The following is a 17,256-nucleotide window of genomic DNA, read 5'->3' as shown; positions in this document are numbered from 1 at the left end:
AGTGCGCGTTTTTGCCTAGCTGGTGCGCGCGGGCTTCTGACGTACACTCGGCACACCCTGACATCCTGCGTGCGCCGACTGTCCCATGAAGCGTCATCCGACCAAGATCGTCTCTTCCGAACACCTGGTTTCCGATTCGAGCGCGGAACTGTCCGAGCTCGAATACGGGCTCATCATGGCGGGCAACGCGTTCAACCGCTGGATGGTGCGGTGCATGTCGGCCGCGGGCGCGAAGGACATGACGGCGGTCGAGGTGTCGCTGCTGCATCACGTCAGCCATCGCGAACGCCAGAAGAAGCTCGCCGACATCTGCTTCGTGCTCAACATCGAGGATACGCACGTCGCGACCTACGCGCTGAAAAAACTGATCGCCCGAGGCTACGTCAAGAGCGAGAAAAGCGGCAAGGAAGTGTTCTTCTTCGCGACGGAGGCCGGGCGCGCCCTGTGCCTGAGGTATCGCGAGGTGCGCGAACACTGCCTGATCGAGACGCTCAAGGACAGCGGCCTCACCAACGAGCAGATCGGCGACGCGGCGCAGCTGCTGCGCCACGCGTCCGGGCTGTACGACACGGCCGCGCGGGCGGCGGCGTCGCTGTAGCCGGGCGCGCGGCGGCCCGCGGTGCCCCGGCAGTGTAGGCTGCCGATTGCGACGGTTTATTGACGCCCCGCGAACGGCGGGCGGCTTTCGGGGATCTTTCGGCGCGCGGCGGCGCGCTTACGCGTCGGCCACGTAGGTTTCCTCGTCCGTCACGACCCAGCGCATCGCGAGATCGTGATCCTCGGCCGGCAGCGCGTCGACCTTGCACGCCTCGTACGCGATGCCCACCGTCACCGGCAGCGACCCGCCCGGCCACGCGGCGAGCGTGCGGTCGTAATATCCGCCGCCATACCCGAGCCGGTACAGCCACGTATCGAATCCCACGCACGGAATCAGCAGCAGGTCCGGCACCACGATCACGCCGGACGCCGGCTCCGGAATCCGGTGGTGCCCTTCGCGCATCGGCGTCGCGTCGTCCCATGCATGAAACTCGAGCGGCGCGCGCTGCTCGCGGATCACCGGCAGCGCCACCTGCCTGCCGGCCTGCGCCGCGCGCCACGCGAGCACCGCCGCGCGCGCGTCGAACTCCCCCGGCAGCGGCCAGTAGAACCCGACCGTGCGCGGTGCGAGCCGTTCGAGCAACGCACGCAGCCGCGCATCGAGCGCGTCGTTCGCCGCGGGTTGCGACGCGGCGTCTCGGCGGGCCTCGGACAGCGCCCGGCGCAATGCCAGCTTCCGTTCGGCCAGATGGTTGCGTGCTATGCTTTCGCTCACTCCGTGCTCCATTCAAAACGATGTCGAACAGCCTTTTTCGAGTATATCGCGCGGTCGCGCTGACGCTTTCGGCCGCCGCGCTCGTCGCGGGCACGGCCGCGTGCGCCGCGCCGTCCGACGACACGCTCTCCGGGGACGACCAGACCTTCATCCAGCTCCGTGAAGCCGCGCGCCGCAACGACGCCGCGAAGGCCGCGCAGCTCGCCGCGATGATCCCGAACTATCCGGTTCCGTCGTACCTCGAGTATTTCCAGATCAAGCCGCAGCTGTTCGATGCCACGGGCCGCGCGCGCGTCGACGCGCCGGACGCGCCCGTGCTGTCGTTCCTGCAGCGCTACGACGGCCAGGCGATCGCCGACCGCATGCGCAACGATTACCTGCTCGTGCTCGGCGCGCGCCACGACTGGCGCAAGTTCGACGAGCAGTACAAGCGCTTCGTGCTCGACGACGACACGCAGGTCAAGTGCTACGCGCTCGAATCGCGGGCCGCGCGCGGCGAGAACGTCGGCGACGCGGCGCGCGCGCTGCTCGTCGAGCCGAAGAACTACGGCGACGCGTGCGTCGACCTGATCACCGCGCTCGCGGTCAACCAGCAGTTCACGAGCGACGACGTGTGGCAGCAGGCGCGCCTCGCGTTCGAGCAGAACTACACGACGCTCGGCGGCAAGATCGTCGATGCGCTCGGCCCGCGCCCGGTCGCGTTCGACCAGGCGACGAGCGCGCCGCCGCTGTTCCTCGCGCGCGGCGTCGGCCCCGACGCGGTGTCGCACCAGCTCGCGCTGATCGCGCTCGGCCGCATGGCGCGCAACGATCCGGACCAGGCCGCCGGCATGGTCACGTCGCTCGCGTCGTCGCTGACGAAGCAGGAACAGGCGATCGCGTGGGGCGCGGTCGGCTACCAGGGCGCGCTGAAGCGCTCGGCGCTCGCGTCGGTCTGGTATGCGAAATCGGCGAACGCGCCGCTGTCGAACTCCGCGTACGAATGGCGCACGCGCAGCGCGCTGCTCGTCGGCAACTGGCCGATGGTGCGCTGGTCGATCGAACAGATGCCGCCGTCGCTGCGCGACGATCCGGCGTGGGTCTACTGGCATGCGCGTGCGCTCAAGCAGAGCGGCGACACGCTGCAGGCGAACCAGGAATTCGAGCAGATCGCCGGGCAGTTCAATTTCTATGGGCAGCTCGCCGGCGAGGAGCTCGGCCAGCGCACGAAGATCCCGCCGCGCACCACCGTGAGCGACGCCGAGATCGGCGAGATGGGCAAGGTGCCGGGCTTCGCGCTCGCGCAGCGCTTCTACGCGCTGAACCTGCGCCTCGAAGGCAACCGCGAATGGAACTGGCCGCTGCGCGGGATGACCGACCGCCAGCTGCTCGCGGCCGCCGAGTACGGCAAGCGCGTCGACCTGCTCGACCGCACGGTGAACACGGCCGACCGCACGAAGGCCGAGCACGATTTCACGCTGCGCTACCCGTCGCCGTACCGCAGCATCGTCGAGCGCTACGCGCAGACGACGGGCCTCGACGTCGAATGGGCATACGGGCTGATCCGCCAGGAATCGCGCTTCATCACGAGCGCGCGTTCGTCGGTCGGCGCGGGCGGCCTGATGCAGCTGATGCCGGCGACCGCGCAGCTCGTCGCGAAAAAGCTCGGGCTCGGCACGATCTCGCGCGCGCAGATGCACGACATCGACACGAACATCCAGCTCGGCACCTGGTATCTGGCGGACATCTACAACAACTTCGACAGCTCGCCGGTGCTCGCCACCGCCGGCTACAACGCGGGCCCGGGCCGGCCGCGCCAGTGGCGGCAGGTGTTGACGCAGCCGGTCGAAGGCGCGATCTTTGCGGAGACGATCCCGTTCAACGAGACGCGCGACTACGTGAAGAACGTGCTGTCGAACACGACGTATTACGCGGCGCTCTTCGAAGGGAAGCCGCAGTCGCTGAAGAAGCGGCTAGGCATGATCTCGCCCTGATCTGCAACCTGCACACTGCCGCGCGAGACGCGGCAGTGTGCTTTTGGGGCCTGCCATCCGCGTGAGCGCGGGCGGGCCGGATGGAGGTTCGAACATGGATCAGACCGTCGCGCTGCTGGGAGGGACCGGCTTCATCGGCAGCCGGCTCGTGAGTGCGCTGATCGATGCCGGCAAGCGCGTGCGGATCGGCACCCGCCGCCGCGAGCATGCGCGCCACCTGATGACGCTGCCGGTCGAGATCGTCGAGCTCGAAAACCTCGACGAGCGCGGCCTGGCCCGCTTCGTCGCCGGCGCGCACGCGGCCGTGAATCTCGTCGGCGTGCTGCACGGCGGGCACGGCACGCCGTACGGCGCCGGCTTCGAGCGCGCGCACGTCGCGCTGCCGGCCGCACTCGCGAGCGCGTGCATCGAGACCGGCGTGCGGCGCCTGCTGCACATGAGTGCGCTCGGCGCGAATTCGCACGGCCCGAGCATGTACCAGCGCTCGAAGGGCGACGGCGAGGCCGCGCTGCACGCGGTCGCGGCCACCGATTCGCTCGCGCTGACGATCTTCCGGCCGTCGGTCGTGTTCGGGCCGGGCGACGCGTTCCTCAACACATTCGCGCGGCTGCACCGCACGCTGCCGGCGATTCCGCTCGCGATGCCCGACGCGCAGTTCCAGCCGGTGTTCGTCGGCGACGTCGCGCGCGCGTTCGTCAACACGCTCGACCTCGCGGCCGCGCGCGGCAAGACCTACGAGCTCGGCGGCCCGAAGGTCTATACGCTCGAGGAACTGGTCCGCTATTGCGGCACGCTGGTCGGCCGCGAGGCGCCGATCGTGCGGCTGCCCGACGCGATCGCGCGGCTGCAGGCGGCGTTCTTCGAATGCCTGCCGGGCGAGCCGGTGATCACGCGCGACAACCTCGCATCGATGTCGGTGCCGAACGTGCTGTCCGGCCCGCTCGCGCCGGAACTCGGCCTCCAGCCCGTGAGCCTCGAGAGCATCGTGCCCGCGTATCTCGGCGACGCGGCGCTGCGGTCCCGCTTCGACTGGTTCCGCTCGCGCCGCTAGTCCGGCTTTTTTTCCCTGCGTTTTCCTGGAATTTCGTCATGAGACTCGTCATTGGAGACAAGAACTACTCGTCGTGGTCGATGCGGCCCTGGGTGCTGCTCGCGCATTTCGGCATCCCGTTCGACGAAATCGTCATCGAGCTGCGCCGCGACGACACGAAAGCACGCATCCTCGAGCACTCGCCGTCCGGCAAGGTGCCGTGCCTGATCGACGACCACGGCGTCGCGATCTGGGATTCGCTCGCGATCGCCGAGACGCTCGCCGAGCGCTATCCGCAGCACCCGATGTGGCCGGCCGATCCGCTCGAGCGCGTGCATGCGCGTTGCGTGTCGGCGGAGATGCATGGGGGCTTCGCGGCGCTGCGCGAGCAGATGGGGATGAACGTGCGCGCGTCGATGCCGGGCCGCGGCGCGACGCCCGACGCGCTCGCCGACGTCGCACGCATCGACGCGCTGTGGAGCGAATGCCTCGAAGCGTCGGGAGGGCCGTTCCTGTTCGGCGAATTCGGCATCGCCGACGCGATGTACGCGCCGGTCGTGATGCGCTTCAACACATATGCGCCGGGCCTGTCGCCGGAAGCGGCCGGCTACGTCGAGCGCGTGACCGCGCTGCCGGCGGTGCAGCGGTGGATCGACGGCGCGCGCCGCGAGACGCACGTGATCGCCGACTACGAGCCGACGCCATGAGGGTCCACGCATGAGGGTCTATGCAGTAGGCGGCGCGATCCGCGACGAGCTGCTCGGCGTGCCGGTGCAGGACCGCGACTACGTGGTGGTCGGCGCGACGCCGGAGCAGATGGTCGCGCAGGGCTTCAAGCCGGTCGGCAAGGATTTTCCGGTGTTCCTGCATCCGCGGACGCACGAGGAGTACGCGCTCGCGCGCACCGAGCGCAAGACGGCGGCCGGCTACCACGGCTTCCAGTTCTACTACGCGCCGGACGTGACGCTCGACGACGATCTCGCGCGGCGCGACCTGACGATCAACGCGATGGCGCGCGAGATGAGTCCGGACGGCGCGCTGGCCGGGCCCGTGATCGATCCGTTCGACGGGCAGGCGGACCTGCGCGCGCGCGTGTTCCGGCACGTGAGCGACGCGTTCGTCGAGGATCCGGTGCGGATCCTGCGCATCGCGCGCTTCGCCGCGCGCTTCACCGGCTTTACCGTCGCCGACGACACGCTCGCGCTGATGCGGCGGATGGTCGACGCGGGCGAAGTCGACGCGCTCGTCGCGGAGCGCGTGTGGCAGGAGGTCGCGCGCGGGCTGATGGAGGCGCGGCCGTCGCGGATGTTCGAGGCGCTGCGCGAATGCGGCGCGCTCGCGCGCATCCTGCCCGAGGTCGATGCGCTGTGGGGCGTGCCGCAGCGCGCCGACTATCACCCGGAAGTCGATACGGGCGTGCACGTGATGATGGTGGTCGACCGCGCGGCGAAGCAGGGCTATTCGCTCGCGGTGCGCTTTGCGGCGCTGACCCACGATCTCGGCAAGGCGACGACGCCCGAGGACGTGCTGCCGCGCCACATCGGCCACGAAGGCCGCAGCGTCGATCTGCTGAAGCCGCTGTGCGACCGGCTGCGGGTGCCGAACGAGTGCCGCGACCTCGCGCTGGTCGTCGCGCGCGAGCACGGCAATATGCATCGCGTGATGGAGATGGGCGCGGCGGCGCTGGTGCGGCTGTTCGAGCGCACCGACGCGCTGCGCAAGCCGGCGCGCTTCGCCGAGATGGTGCAGGCGTGCGAAGCCGATGCGCGCGGCCGGCTCGGGCTGGAGACCCAGCCGTATCCGCAGGCCGAGCGGCTGCGCGTGGCGCTCGTGGCGGCGCGCGGCGTCGATGCGGGCGCGATCGCGCGCGGCGTCGGCGCCGACACCGCGAAGATCAAGGACGCGGTGCATCGCGCGCGGATCGAGGCGGTCGCGCGCGCGCTCGACATCGGCGAGTAGCGCCGGGCCGCACGCGGCGCGTGTCGGTCGCCGCGTGCGGCCCGGCAACCGTGCCCGCGCCAACGGCGCCAGCTGCTCGGCAAGCGACACTTGCGTGCGCGTCGCCGGAGCCGTAGCGGGCCGGGAGAGCGGCCGGCCCGAGGGGGTTATTTCTTCGCGCGTGCGGCGCGCTTGCGGACCGGAGCGGCGGCGCTCGCCGGCCGCTTGCCGGCGGGCGGGCGCGGCTTGGTGGACGCAGGCTTGTCCACTGTCCTGGCTTTCCCGGCGGCAGGCCGCACCGCGCCCGACTGCACCGGGTCCCCGGCGCGGCCGCGCTTCGGCGCCGGCAGGCGTCGGCTCACGCGCGGCTCGCCCGGGAGCGGCTTGGCGTCGCTGTCGGGCTGCCGGATTCCAGTCGATGCGGACACGAATTCGGCATGGCTGTCGTCGAAGAGCGGCAGCGTGCCGACCACGATCAGCTCCGCGGGCCCGGCGCCCACGTTGGCGACGCGGTGCTTCTGGTGTGCGTCGAAGTGGATCGAATCGCCGGGCGACAGTGGATAGTCCTTCTTGCCGATGGTGTAGCGGACCTGCCCCGACAGGACGTAGACGAATTCGTCGCCGCCGTGCGCGACCCATTCCGAGCAGTAGCCTTCCATCATCTGAACCTTGACGGCGTTGATGAGACTGCCATCGAAGGTCGTGGAGAGACGCTCGTAGCGCTGCGACGTCCGGTCGACCGCATACGACTCCCGGTTGCCCTGGTGCGAATCGGGCTGCGGCTGGCGCGGCTGGTCGATCAGCGCACCGAGCGGCACGTTCAGTGCCTTGGCGACGTTGACGAGCGACGAAATGGAAATGCCCGTGAGATTGCGTTCGACCTGGGACAGGAACCCGACCGACAGTTTTGCCTGGGTCGCGATTTCCAGCAGCGTTTTCTTCGATTCCCGGCGCAGGCGCCGAATGCGCTGGCCGATACGCATGATGTCTGAATCCATGAATCTCTTTCGTGGCAACGAGTGGAAGGCGACCGGAGGCGGAGGTGCAGTCGCCTGGACGTACCTGTTCCGCGAATCGCACGAAGCACGACCGTTCGGGTGATGATGCCGGCGCATTGTACCCCGCAGCGTCGCGCGGGCAGCCGCTCGCCTTGATTTAAGTGATGCCTCAATTTAAGCTTGACGTAAATTTGGTCGAGCGGTAATTTGGGGCGCGCTGGCCGCGGGTTTGCGCGCCGCGCGCGCTCCCTCCGACAACAATGAACAATGTGGGCATCCGATGATCGATCAACTGCAATACAGTTTCTCCGGCCTTCCCCCCTACGATGCATCCGTTGACGAGACACACGCAGGGCTGTCGCGCCTGCTCGACGCCGCGCAGCTCGACGCCGTGGTGATCACGTCGCAGGACGAATTCATCACCGAGTACCTGCCGCGTCGCAACAACCAGCGCTACGCGCTGTCGGGCTTCGACGGCTCGGCAGGCTCCGGCATCTTCCTCAGCGCGACGGCGGCGCAGGCGCTCGGCGTGCCGCAGTTCCTGCTGTTCGTCGACGGCCGCTATCACCTGCAGGCCGAAAAGCAGTGCGATCCGGCGCGCGTGCACGTCGAGAAGCTCGGGTTGAACGAGACGATCTGGCCGGCGATGGCCGACTGGCTCGTCGCCCAGGCGGGCCGGCTCAAGCGGGTCGGCTACGACGGGCTGCGGGTCAGCGTCGCGCAGCGCGACCGGCTGCTCGACAGCACGCAGGCGGCGCAGTTCGACTGGACGAGCCTCGTCGGCCGCGAAATCGACCGGGCGATCGCGCTGCCGGGCTGGGTCGTCGAGCGCCCGATCTTCGAGCTGCCGGAATCGATGACCGGCGTGAGCGTCGCGCAGAACATCGCGACGCTGAGCCAGCGGCTCGCCGCGCACACCGGTGCGGCAAAAGGAAAGACCGCGTTCGTCACCTGCCTGTCGGACGACCTCGGCTATCTGCTGAACAGCCGCGGCTATCACATCCCGAATGCGTCGTCGCACCTGGGTTTCCTGTTCGTGGTCGGCGCGCAGGTCGTGCTGTTCCTGCCGGAAGGCTGCGACCGCTGCCCGGTCGACCTCGAATCGTATCCGGTGCTGCAGGTGATCCGGCGCGACTTCGACGAGCTCGAACGCTTCCTCGCGCAGTTCGTGGCCGAACATGTGTGCTACGGCTTCGAGTCGGTCAACTGCGCGCTCGTCGAGACGGTGAGCCGCGTGTGGCCGCAGGCCGGGCATGCCGATTTCAGCCCGGTCGAGGCGATGCGGGTCGCGAAGACGCCGGAAGTGCTCGACCAGTTCCGCGACGCGTTCGCACGCAGTTCCGCGGCGATCGCCGACACGATGCGCTGGGCGAAGACGGGCGAGCCGGGGCGGCGGCATTCCGAATACGACCTGGCCCGCGTGATCAACGACGCATACGGCGCGCGCTCGGCGGTGGCGCTGACGTTCACGACGATCGCGGCGAACGGCGCCAACAGCGCGTCCGCGCACTACACGGCGGCGAGCCCGGAGGTCGAGCTGACGGAAGGCGAGCTGGTGCTGCTCGACAGCGGCGCGTACTACGAAGGCGGCTTCGCGACGGACTGCACGCGCGTCGTGCTGCGCCGGACCCGCCCGGACACGGTCGCGCAGCCGTGGCAGCGGGAGATCTACACGGTCGCGCTGAAGGCGTGCATCAAGGGGCTCGTCACGCCGTTCCCGAAAGACGCGACGGGCGGCGACGTCGATGCGGCCGTGCGGCAGGTGTGTCGCGATCACGGCCACGATTTCGGCCACGGCACCGGGCACGGCGTCGGGATCCACGTGCACGAAGGCGGGGTGCGGTTCGCGCCGGGTTCGAAGTACGGCCTCGTGCCGAATGCGGTGATCTCGGTCGAGCCGGGCATCTACGTGCCGGGCAAGGGCGGCGTGCGGATCGAGAACATCGTGATCATCCATCCGAGCGAGCATGAGCCGGACAAGATGACGTTCGAGAACATCGTCGCGGTCGGCTACGACTGGGACCTGATCGATCTCGACCTGCTGACCGACGACGAGCGCGATTACCTGCGCGACTACGAGCGGCTGTGCGCCGAGCGCGGCACGCAGGTGACCGCGTGCCCGCTGCTGTAAGCAACGGCGCTGGCGATGCCGCCGCGGGCCGGGCCCGACGGCGGTGACGCGGATGAAGGCGGCCTGGCCGCGCGCGGCCCGCCGCCTGCGTCGATCAGTTCAGCAAACGTGCGCGCACGAACGGCGCGACCTGCTCGGCGAGCCACGCATGCGTGCGCGTGGTCGGGTGCAGCGTGTCCCAGAACACGAAGCGCGCCGGGTCGCGGCAGTCCGCGCGCGGCGTCTGCGCGGCCATGTAGGTGAACGACGTCGGCTTCGGAATGTCGAGGCACGAGCGCTTCGCCTCGTCGAAGCCGTATTTGGCCGGGTGGCTCAGCAGGTCGTCGAACAGCGCGTACGCGTCAAACACCTCGAGCCGCAGCGTCGCGCCGTAGCGGGCGCGCAGCGCGGCGGCCGCGTCGGCGAGGCGCTTGTTGTAGTCCTTCACCTGCGCGGCGACGCTCGCGGTGTCGGTGCGGGTCGCGAACACCGGCGCGCGCGACACGTCCGGCAGCGTGACGAGCATGATCCGCGTCGCGCCGGCCGCGGCGAGCCGGTCAAGGCTGTCGCGCACCGCATTGGCCGCCTGCTCGGGCGAGCGCCCGTAGTTCACGAGATCGTTGCCGCCCGCGAACACCGCGAACAGCGTGTTGCCGGGCCGGTAGTCCGGCGCGCGCTCCATGTATTCGCGCCACGAGTCGATCTGCTGCACGAGGCCCGGCACGACGAGGTGCTGGTCGGTCGCCGCGCCGCCGATCGCCCAGTTGTAGAACGGCAGCCGCAGCGCGTTCGCGAGGTATTCGGCCCACACCGGGCCGTTGCTGAAGCGCCCCGCATGCCAGCTCGTGCCGTTCGGCAGCTTCCACTGGCTCGCATTGAACATGTTCTGGGTGTCGGACAGGCTGTCGCCGAACACGATCAGCTTGTTGACGCGCGCGTCCTGCTGCGCGGAATCGATGGTCCACACCGTGTAGTTGAACGACAGCGCGTTGTTGGCCGCGACCGCCTGCGTGAGGTCCGACTTGATGCCCTTCGCGGCGAGCGTCTTGCGGCACACGTCGGCGAGCGTGTCCTGCGTGGTCGTGCTGTAGAACATGTTCTTCCACTGCGTGATGCCGTCCGCCCACCAGTAGCCGGACACGCGATACCAGTCGCCGCCGGCGGGGTCGCGCGCCCATTCGTAGGTCGCGGCCGGCTTCAGCGGGTCAGCGTCGATCCGGTACCAGCAGCGCAGGTAGGTGTAGGTGTCCGAGCCGCGGCGCGCGGTGCGCGGCGTCACGCCCGGCGCGGTCGAGGCGGCGGGCGGCGCGACGTCGGGGCCGGCCGGCGACAGCGACATGTCGCCGGTCGGCGTGGGCAGCGGTGCGGGGCCGGCGGCGTGCGCGGGGGCGAGCGTCAGCGCGGCGCTCAGCGCCGCGACGGCGGCGATGCGGTGTGACGGGGGAATGCGGAAATGTTGCATGAGGCCCTCTTCTGGTTCTTGTGATTGGACGGCCGCGCGGCTGCGCTGCCGTGTATTGGAAGGGACCGTGGGCGCCGGGTTCGAGCCCGGTCTGTTGAAACGTGAACTGCGAAAACGTGAGCTGCGGAAACGTGAGCTGCGGTGAAACTCGGCGGCGCGGGCCGCCGCCGGCGCGGTCAGCGCACCAGCGTCGACACGCGTCCGTCGGGACCGTAGAAGCCGACCCGCGCGGGTGCGTCGCGCAGCACCGCGAGCGCGCGTTCGTTGTAGTCCATCCGGATGCGGATCAGCATGCCGTTGTTCGCATTCGCGCGGCGGGCGCGATCGGCGGCCTGCTGCAGCAATTGCCAGCTGCCGGACAGGCGCGTGTCGCGCTCGGCGGCCTGGTCCATCCCTTTCTTGCCGCCGGGAAAGCCGAGCGCGGACAACTGCGTGTCGCGGGTGCGCTCGAGCTGCGCGAGCCGGTCGATCAGCGTGGTTTTCTTCTCGATGATGTCGGGCAGCACCTCGAGCGGCTCGGGCGTCGTCAGCGCCTTTTCCTCATAGGCGAGCAGCGACGCGAACGCTTCGATCGTCGCGTGTTCGTCGTTGACCGTGGCCAGCAGCTCGTCTCTCATCGCCATTCGCTCTTCAGGCCGGCGCGCGGATGGGCCGCGCGCCGGCAAACCGGTTGGGCCGGCCTTGCGGGCCGGATCAGGCGCCCTGCGGACGCTGCTGCTTCAGCAGCTCGCGGGCGGTATTCAGTACGCCGTCGGCAATCTTGCTCGCGTCGATCGTCAGCGTGCCGTTGCTCAGCGCGTCCTTGATCGACTGGACGAGGCCCGTGTCGATGTCCGTGCTGCCGGACGCCGACAGCGTGCGCAACTGCCCGGACAGGCCCGACAGGTTGACGGTCGCGTCGCCGCCGGCCGCGCCTGCGGCGCCCGCTTGCGGGCCGGACGCGGCAGGCGCGTCGTCCTGCGCACGGGCTGCGCCGTTGCCGGAAGCGGCAGGCGCGCGGGTATTCGGGGTAGGCGTCGAATCGATTTTCACGATGGTGTTCCTGTGCGGTTTGACCCAGATAACGGCATGGCCGGGCCAAACTTTAGCACCTCGCGGGCGACGCAAACCTCCGAAGAATCAGAATCTTGTCCCGTCAGAGCGGAATCTCCACCGTGCCGGCGTCCTTGACGATCGCCGTGACGATCTGCCCGGCGGCCATCCGCACCCGCACCGACTGGCCGGGCGCCGCGTTGGCGAGCGCGCTGCCTTCGGCCGAGATCGTGAAGCCCGGTCCGGCCGCGACGACCCGCACGGTCTGGCCGGCCGACACCGACGCCGCGCTCTTCAGCATGTCCTGCCGCAGCGGCAGCCCCGCGGCGACGCGCGCGAGCGCGGTCGAGCCGACCGCCTGCGACGGGTCGGTGATGACCGCGAGCGGCAGCAGGGTCAGGTCGCCGTCGCGCGCGACGAGGTCGGCCGCGGTGAGCACCTCGCCCGGCGCGATCTGCCGCGCGGCCGCGTAATAGGTGGCCTGCACGGTGACCTTCGCCTGCAGGTAGACGGTCCACGGCCGCTCGCCCGCGCAGCGCACGCCGACCGTCGTGCGGCCCCACAGGCGCGCGCCGGTCGGCAGGAACGGCTCGAGCGTCGTGCACGCGGCAAGCCCGCGCGGAAAGGCGGGCGCGACGGTCGCCGCCGGCTTGCCGGGCAGGCCGGCGATCTGCTGCTGGAGGAATGCGAGCGCCGTGCGCCGGATCGTGTCGGGGTCCTGCTGGCCGGGCGGCGTGGCAACGGCGGCCGCGGCGGACGCGCCGGCGGCGGGGCCGGTGCGCGAGGCCGGCGCGGCGATGGCCGCGTTGGCGCGCCAGGCCGGTTGCCGCGGTGCGAGCGCGGGGCGCATCGCCGCGGCGGGCTCGCCCGCGACGACCGTGGCGATCCGGCCCTGATCGGCGGCCGCGACTGCCGACGGAGCCGGACGCGCCGCGCCGTAAGCGGCGTTGGGGTTGCGCCGGCCGGCATCGGCGCGGCCAGGCGGGCGGGGGCGGGCGCCGGGAGCGGCGCCTGCGGGCGCGCGGCCGGTGCCGCCGGAACGGTGGTCGGGGGCAGGGCTGCCGCGGCGTGCGGCGCGTACGCCGGCGTGCCGGCGGGCAGGCCGCCCGCGATCGCCGCCGGGTTAGTCGCCAGGTTCGCGCCGGCCGTTTCCGCGGCGTTCGTCGCCGGCATTCCGCCCGGATTCGGGTTCCCCGCCGGGCGCCCGGTGCTGGCCGCATTCGCGTTCGCGAGCGCGGTCTCGGCCGACTCGCCGCGACCGGGGATCACGATCATCCCGTCGTCCGCGGCCAGCGCGGTCGTGGCGCACGCCCACAGCGCGGCGGCGAGCGCGAACGCCAGCCGCGCGTGCGGCCGTCGCCCGTTGTCGCTGCGAAGTGCGCTGCCGGTCATCGTCGTGTCCTCGATCCGTTGATCCGATTGGCATTCTAGGGAGCGGGGCCGCCGCGCAAACGATGAATAGAGGGGGGCTTTGCCGCGTTATTCGTCCGATTGCCCATTGCGGGCGCCGCCTACCATGCGTGTCATGGAAAAAAGCCTCTTTGGCCGTCGTGCGGCGAAAGAGCGGTGCAGCGCTTCAAACGGAGAGACGCACAAATGCTGGACAGACTCGATGCCGAATTCGCGTTCGGCCGCCAGGCGCTCGACGTGCGCGCCTATCGGCAGGAACTGCTGTCGTCGAACATCGCGAACGCGGACACGCCCGGCTATCAGGCGCGCGACGTCGATTTCTCGTCGACGCTCGCCCGCTCGCTGAAACAGGTGAACGGCGGCGTCGCGCCGAGCAACGCCGCGCAGCTGCCGCTCGCGCAGCCGGCCGGCGTGACGAGCGGGATGACGATGGCGTCGACGGCGCCCGGCCACATGGCCGGCAACGCGAAGCTGATCCCGACCGGCGGGCCGACCGACGACTACGGCCGGCCGCAATACCGCCAGCCGACGCAACCGGCGCTCGACGGCAACACGGTCGAGCTCGACGTCGAGCGCGTGCAGTTCGCGAACAACGCGCTGCACTACGAAAGCGGGATGACCGTGATGACCCAGCAGATCAAGTCGATGATCGCCGCGATCACGTCGAACTCGTGACCGCAATCTAAGGAGCCCCCATGCCCTCGTTGATGAACATCTTCGGCGTTGCCGGCTCGGCGCTGTCCGCGCAGTCGCAGCGCCTGAACGTCACCGCGTCGAACATCGCGAACGCCGACAGCGCGACCGGCCCCGACGGCAAGCCGTACAAGGCGAAGCAGGTCGTGTTCGCGGCCGATCCGCAAGGCCGCGCGCGCACCGCGTCCGGCCAGGGCGTCGGCGGCGTGCGCGTGGCGAAGGTGATCGACGATCCGTCGCCGATGAAGTCGACCTACGACCCGGCGAACCCCGCCGCCGATTCGAACGGCTACGTGCAGATGCCGAACGTCGATCCGGTGCAGGAAATGGTGAACATGATCTCCGCGTCGCGCTCGTACCAGGCCAACGTCGAGACGCTGAACACCGCGAAGCAGCTGATGCTGAAGACGCTGACGATCGGCACCTAAGCACGCGACTCCCCTCTCACCCGACAGAAGGCACGACCGAATGGCATCCTCCTCCACCACGATCGGCGACAACGGCACGAGCACATCGACGCTGCCGGTCGACACGATGAACACGAACAAGGTGTCGACCACCGGCACCTTGTCGACCACGTCGGCGAGCGACCTGCAGACGACGTTCCTGAAGCTGCTCGTCACGCAGTTGAAGAACCAGGATCCGACCAGCCCGGTCGACAGCTCGCAGATGACCTCGCAGCTCGCGCAGATCAACACGGTGAGCGGCATCGCGCAGCTCAACACGTCGCTGACGTCGCTGTCGACTCAGCTCACGGCGGGCCAGCAGACCCAGGCGGCGCTCCTGATCGGCTCGAACGTGCTCGCACCGGGCAACGGCGTCGCGGTGAAGGGCGGCGTGGCGTCGCCGTTCGGCGTGCAGCTGTCGAACGACGTGTCGAACCTGACCATCACGGTGAAGAACGACGCGGGCGTCGTCGTCAACTCGATCAACGCGGGCAAGCAGTCGGCCGGCACCGTGCCGTTCAACTGGACGCCGACCGACGCGGCGGGCAACACGCTGCCGGACGGCAAGTACACGGTCAGCGCGCAATACGTCGGCAGCGACGGCAAGACCTATACGGCGACCGCGCTGTCGGCCGCGCAGGTCCGCAGCGTGATCAAGCAGGCGGACGGCACGGCGGGGCTCGTGCTGTCGAACGGCACGACGGTGGGGCTCACCCAGGTCGCGTCGATTTTCCCGAACGCGTCGTCGTCCACGTCGGCCGGCACGACTACCACCAACTGATTCAGCTTCCACGAAACGGAGACCGAAATGGGTTATCAACAGGGTTTGAGCGGCCTCTCGGGTGCGTCGAACGCGCTCGACGTGATCGGCAACAACATCGCGAACTCGAACACGGTCGGCTTCAAGTCGAGCACCGCGCAGTTCGCGGACATGTACGCGAACTCGGTCGCGACGTCGGTCAACACCCAGATCGGCATCGGCACGCGGATCTCGTCGGTGCAGCAGCAGTTCGGCCAGGGCACGATCAACACGACGAGCAACGCGCTCGACGTCGCGATCAACGGCAACGGCTTCTTCCAGATGTCGAACAACGGCGTGGTCACGTATTCGCGCGACGGCACGTTCCAGCGTGACAAGAACGGCTTCATCGTCGATTCGCAGGGCCGCAACCTGATGGGCTATGCGGCAGCCGCGGGCGGCGGCGTGATCAACACCGCGGCGACCGTGCCGCTGCAGGCGCCGACCGCCAACCTCGCGCCGACCGCGTCGACCAAGATCACCGGCCAGTTCAACCTGAACTCGCAGGACACGGTGCCGGTCACGACGCCGTTCAGCCCGACGGACAACACGACGTACAACTACTCGACGTCGATCCAGGTGTACGACACGCTCGGCGGCACGCAGCAGGTCAACATGTATTTCGTGAAGAGCGCGACGGCCGGCCAGTGGGAAGCGTACGCGGGCGTGCAGGGCCAGCCGACGACCGACCTCGGCAAGGTGACGTTCAGCCCGACGGGCCAGATCCAGAGCACGGCCACCCCGGCCGGCGTGCCGACCGCGTCGACCGGCAAGTTCCCGTTCACGATCACGACCACCGGCGGCTCCCTGACGCCGCAGAACCTGACGCTCGACCTGACCGGCACGACCCAGTACGGCGGCAAGGACGGCGTGACCAACCTCGCGCAGGACGGCTTCGCGAGCGGCACGCTGTCGACCTTCACGATCGGCGCGGACGGCAAGCTGACCGGCAACTACTCGAACGGCCAGACGCAGACGCTCGGCCTGATCGCGCTCGCGAACTTCAACAACCCGAACGGCCTCACGAACCTCGGCGGCAACCAGTACGCCGAGAGCTCCGCGTCGGGCGTGCCGCAGATCTCCGCGCCGGGCAGCACGAACCACGGCGTGCTGCAGGGCAGCGCGCTGGAAAACTCGAACGTCGACCTGACGGCCCAGCTCGTCAACCTGATCACCGCGCAGCGCAACTACCAGGCGAACGCGCAGACGATCAAGACGCAGCAGGCCGTCGACCAGGCGGTCATCAACCTCTGACGCGCGGATAACGGGCAGCCATGGACCGACTGATATACACGGCGATGACGGGCGCGTCGCAGGCGCTCGACCAGCAGGCGATCGTCGCGAACAATCTGGCGAACGCGTCGACGACCGGCTTTCGCGCGCAGCTCGCGACCTATCGCGCGGTGCCGATGAATTTCGGCGACGGCAGCGCGATCGACCCGACGACGACGCGCACCTATGTGCTGTCGTCGACGCCCGGCGCGGACTTCGCGCCGGGGCCGATCTCGCGCACCGGCAATCCGCTCGACGTCGCGGTGCAGGGCGCCGGCTGGCTGTCCGTGCAGCTGGCCGACGGCAGCGAGGCGTACACGCGCGACGGCAACCTGCACGTCAACCAGGACGGTCAGCTCGTCAACGCGAGCAACCTGCCGGTGGTCGGCAACGGCGGCCCGATCTCGGTGCCGCCGAATGCCGAGGTGACGATCGGCAAGGACGGCACGGTGTCCGCGCTGATGCCGGGCGATCCGCCGACCGCGGTCGCGATGATCGACCAGATGAAGCTCGTCAATCCCGATCCGGCGACGATCACGCGCGGCAACGACGGCCTGTTCCGCACCGCCGACGGCAACCCGGCGGACGCCGACCCGAACGTCGTCGTCGTGCCGAATTCGCTCGAAGGCAGCAACGTCAACCCGGTGAACGCGATGGTCGCGATGATCGACAACGCGCGCGCGTTCCAGCTGCAGTCGAAGATGATCCAGACCGCCGACCAGAACGAGCAGTCGGCGAACCAGCTGCTCAATTTCAGCTGACGCCAGTCAACGAAGGAGTC

General features: G+C 69.5%; 16 protein-coding genes and 1 pseudogene. 11 read left to right on the top strand and 6 right to left on the bottom strand.

Translation table 11 applies throughout. The annotated features are described in order from the left end of the window. Positions 1 to 85: 85 nt before the first annotated feature. Complete coding sequence (locus ACFIMZ_RS18260) at positions 86 to 598, top strand: winged helix DNA-binding protein (protein WP_431820744.1); 513 nt, start codon at positions 86 to 88, stop codon at positions 596 to 598. 117 nt (positions 599 to 715) lie between these two features. Here ACFIMZ_RS18260 and ACFIMZ_RS18255 read toward each other — a convergent pair whose 3' ends face one another. Continuing rightward, positions 716 to 1,324 carry a 5-formyltetrahydrofolate cyclo-ligase gene (locus ACFIMZ_RS18255; RefSeq protein ID WP_431820743.1) on the bottom strand — a complete coding sequence of 203 codons (609 nt, stop codon included), beginning with the start codon at positions 1,322 to 1,324 and terminating at the stop codon, positions 716 to 718. Between the two features lie 8 nt (positions 1,325 to 1,332). On the opposite strand from ACFIMZ_RS18255, the gene ACFIMZ_RS18250 reads away from it, so the two are divergent. From ACFIMZ_RS18250 to ACFIMZ_RS18235, 4 genes are all read left to right on the top strand, one after another. Continuing rightward, entirely contained in the window at positions 1,333 to 3,285 is a 1,953-nt protein-coding gene (locus tag ACFIMZ_RS18250; protein WP_431820742.1) for a transglycosylase SLT domain-containing protein, read from the top strand. Between the two features lie 94 nt (positions 3,286 to 3,379). Beyond that, positions 3,380 to 4,336: a complex I NDUFA9 subunit family protein gene (locus ACFIMZ_RS18245; RefSeq protein ID WP_431820741.1), complete on the top strand. Its 957-nt coding sequence runs from the start codon at positions 3,380 to 3,382 to the stop codon at positions 4,334 to 4,336. Positions 4,337 to 4,374: 38 nt separating this feature from the next. Then, on the top strand, positions 4,375 to 5,022 hold the full coding sequence (locus tag ACFIMZ_RS18240) for a glutathione S-transferase family protein (protein WP_431820740.1): 648 nt from the start codon (positions 4,375 to 4,377) through the stop codon (positions 5,020 to 5,022). Between the two features lie 10 nt (positions 5,023 to 5,032). Continuing rightward, complete coding sequence (locus tag ACFIMZ_RS18235; RefSeq protein WP_431820739.1) at positions 5,033 to 6,274, top strand: multifunctional CCA addition/repair protein; 1,242 nt, start codon at positions 5,033 to 5,035, stop codon at positions 6,272 to 6,274. 146 nt (positions 6,275 to 6,420) lie between these two features. Here the strand turns inward: ACFIMZ_RS18235 and ACFIMZ_RS18230 are convergent, their stop codons facing one another. Beyond that, positions 6,421 to 7,251 carry a helix-turn-helix domain-containing protein gene (locus ACFIMZ_RS18230; RefSeq protein ID WP_431820738.1) on the bottom strand — a complete coding sequence of 277 codons (831 nt, stop codon included), beginning with the start codon at positions 7,249 to 7,251 and terminating at the stop codon, positions 6,421 to 6,423. A gap of 280 nt (positions 7,252 to 7,531) precedes the next feature. Here ACFIMZ_RS18230 and ACFIMZ_RS18225 point away from each other — a divergent pair, with 280 nt between their 5' ends. Beyond that, positions 7,532 to 9,382, top strand: coding sequence for a M24 family metallopeptidase (locus tag ACFIMZ_RS18225; RefSeq protein WP_431820737.1), 1,851 nt, complete (start codon positions 7,532 to 7,534; stop codon positions 9,380 to 9,382). A 94-nt stretch (positions 9,383 to 9,476) separates the two neighbouring features. Here the strand turns inward: ACFIMZ_RS18225 and ACFIMZ_RS18220 are convergent, their stop codons facing one another. The 4 genes and pseudogenes from ACFIMZ_RS18220 to flgA all read right to left on the bottom strand — a co-directional run bounded on the left by ACFIMZ_RS18220 (position 9,477) and on the right by flgA (position 13,247). Further along, positions 9,477 to 10,823 (bottom strand): SGNH/GDSL hydrolase family protein, encoded by a 1,347-nt coding sequence (locus ACFIMZ_RS18220; RefSeq protein WP_431820736.1) that lies wholly within the window; start codon positions 10,821 to 10,823, stop codon positions 9,477 to 9,479. A gap of 176 nt (positions 10,824 to 10,999) precedes the next feature. Then, positions 11,000 to 11,440, bottom strand: a complete 441-nt coding sequence (locus ACFIMZ_RS18215) for a flagella synthesis protein FlgN (protein ID WP_431822526.1) — start codon at positions 11,438 to 11,440, stop codon at positions 11,000 to 11,002. 76 nt (positions 11,441 to 11,516) lie between these two features. Further along, positions 11,517 to 11,855, bottom strand: coding sequence for a flagellar biosynthesis anti-sigma factor FlgM (gene flgM / locus ACFIMZ_RS18210; protein WP_431820735.1), 339 nt, complete (start codon positions 11,853 to 11,855; stop codon positions 11,517 to 11,519). Positions 11,856 to 11,958: 103 nt separating this feature from the next. Next, positions 11,959 to 13,247 (bottom strand): annotated as a pseudogene (gene flgA / locus ACFIMZ_RS18205) (flagellar basal body P-ring formation chaperone FlgA). A 204-nt stretch (positions 13,248 to 13,451) separates the two neighbouring features. On the opposite strand from flgA, the gene flgB reads away from it, so the two are divergent. Genes flgB through flgF form a run of 5 tightly spaced genes read left to right on the top strand, consistent with a single transcriptional unit; the run spans position 13,452 to position 17,236 of the window. Continuing rightward, positions 13,452 to 13,940: a flagellar basal body rod protein FlgB gene (flgB, locus tag ACFIMZ_RS18200; RefSeq protein WP_431820734.1), complete on the top strand. Its 489-nt coding sequence runs from the start codon at positions 13,452 to 13,454 to the stop codon at positions 13,938 to 13,940. Between the two features lie 20 nt (positions 13,941 to 13,960). Further along, positions 13,961 to 14,386 (top strand): flagellar basal body rod protein FlgC, encoded by a 426-nt coding sequence (gene flgC / locus ACFIMZ_RS18195; RefSeq protein WP_431820733.1) that lies wholly within the window; start codon positions 13,961 to 13,963, stop codon positions 14,384 to 14,386. Between the two features lie 40 nt (positions 14,387 to 14,426). Further along, positions 14,427 to 15,185, top strand: coding sequence for a flagellar hook assembly protein FlgD (locus ACFIMZ_RS18190; protein WP_431820732.1), 759 nt, complete (start codon positions 14,427 to 14,429; stop codon positions 15,183 to 15,185). Between the two features lie 27 nt (positions 15,186 to 15,212). After that, the gene (gene flgE / locus ACFIMZ_RS18185; protein WP_431820731.1) at positions 15,213 to 16,457 is read left to right on the top strand and encodes a flagellar hook protein FlgE; all 1,245 of its coding nucleotides are present in this window, start codon (positions 15,213 to 15,215) and stop codon (positions 16,455 to 16,457) included. A 20-nt stretch (positions 16,458 to 16,477) separates the two neighbouring features. Next, positions 16,478 to 17,236: a flagellar basal-body rod protein FlgF gene (flgF, locus tag ACFIMZ_RS18180; RefSeq protein ID WP_431820730.1), complete on the top strand. Its 759-nt coding sequence runs from the start codon at positions 16,478 to 16,480 to the stop codon at positions 17,234 to 17,236. Positions 17,237 to 17,256: the final 20 nt, after the last annotated feature.

Origin of the sequence: Burkholderia sp. F1, from assembly GCF_050813845.1 — a bacterium.
Classification (GTDB): domain Bacteria; phylum Pseudomonadota; class Gammaproteobacteria; order Burkholderiales; family Burkholderiaceae; genus Burkholderia; species Burkholderia ubonensis.
Note: the sequence above shows the minus strand (reverse complement) of the source record. Positions and strands in the feature narration are given on the sequence as shown.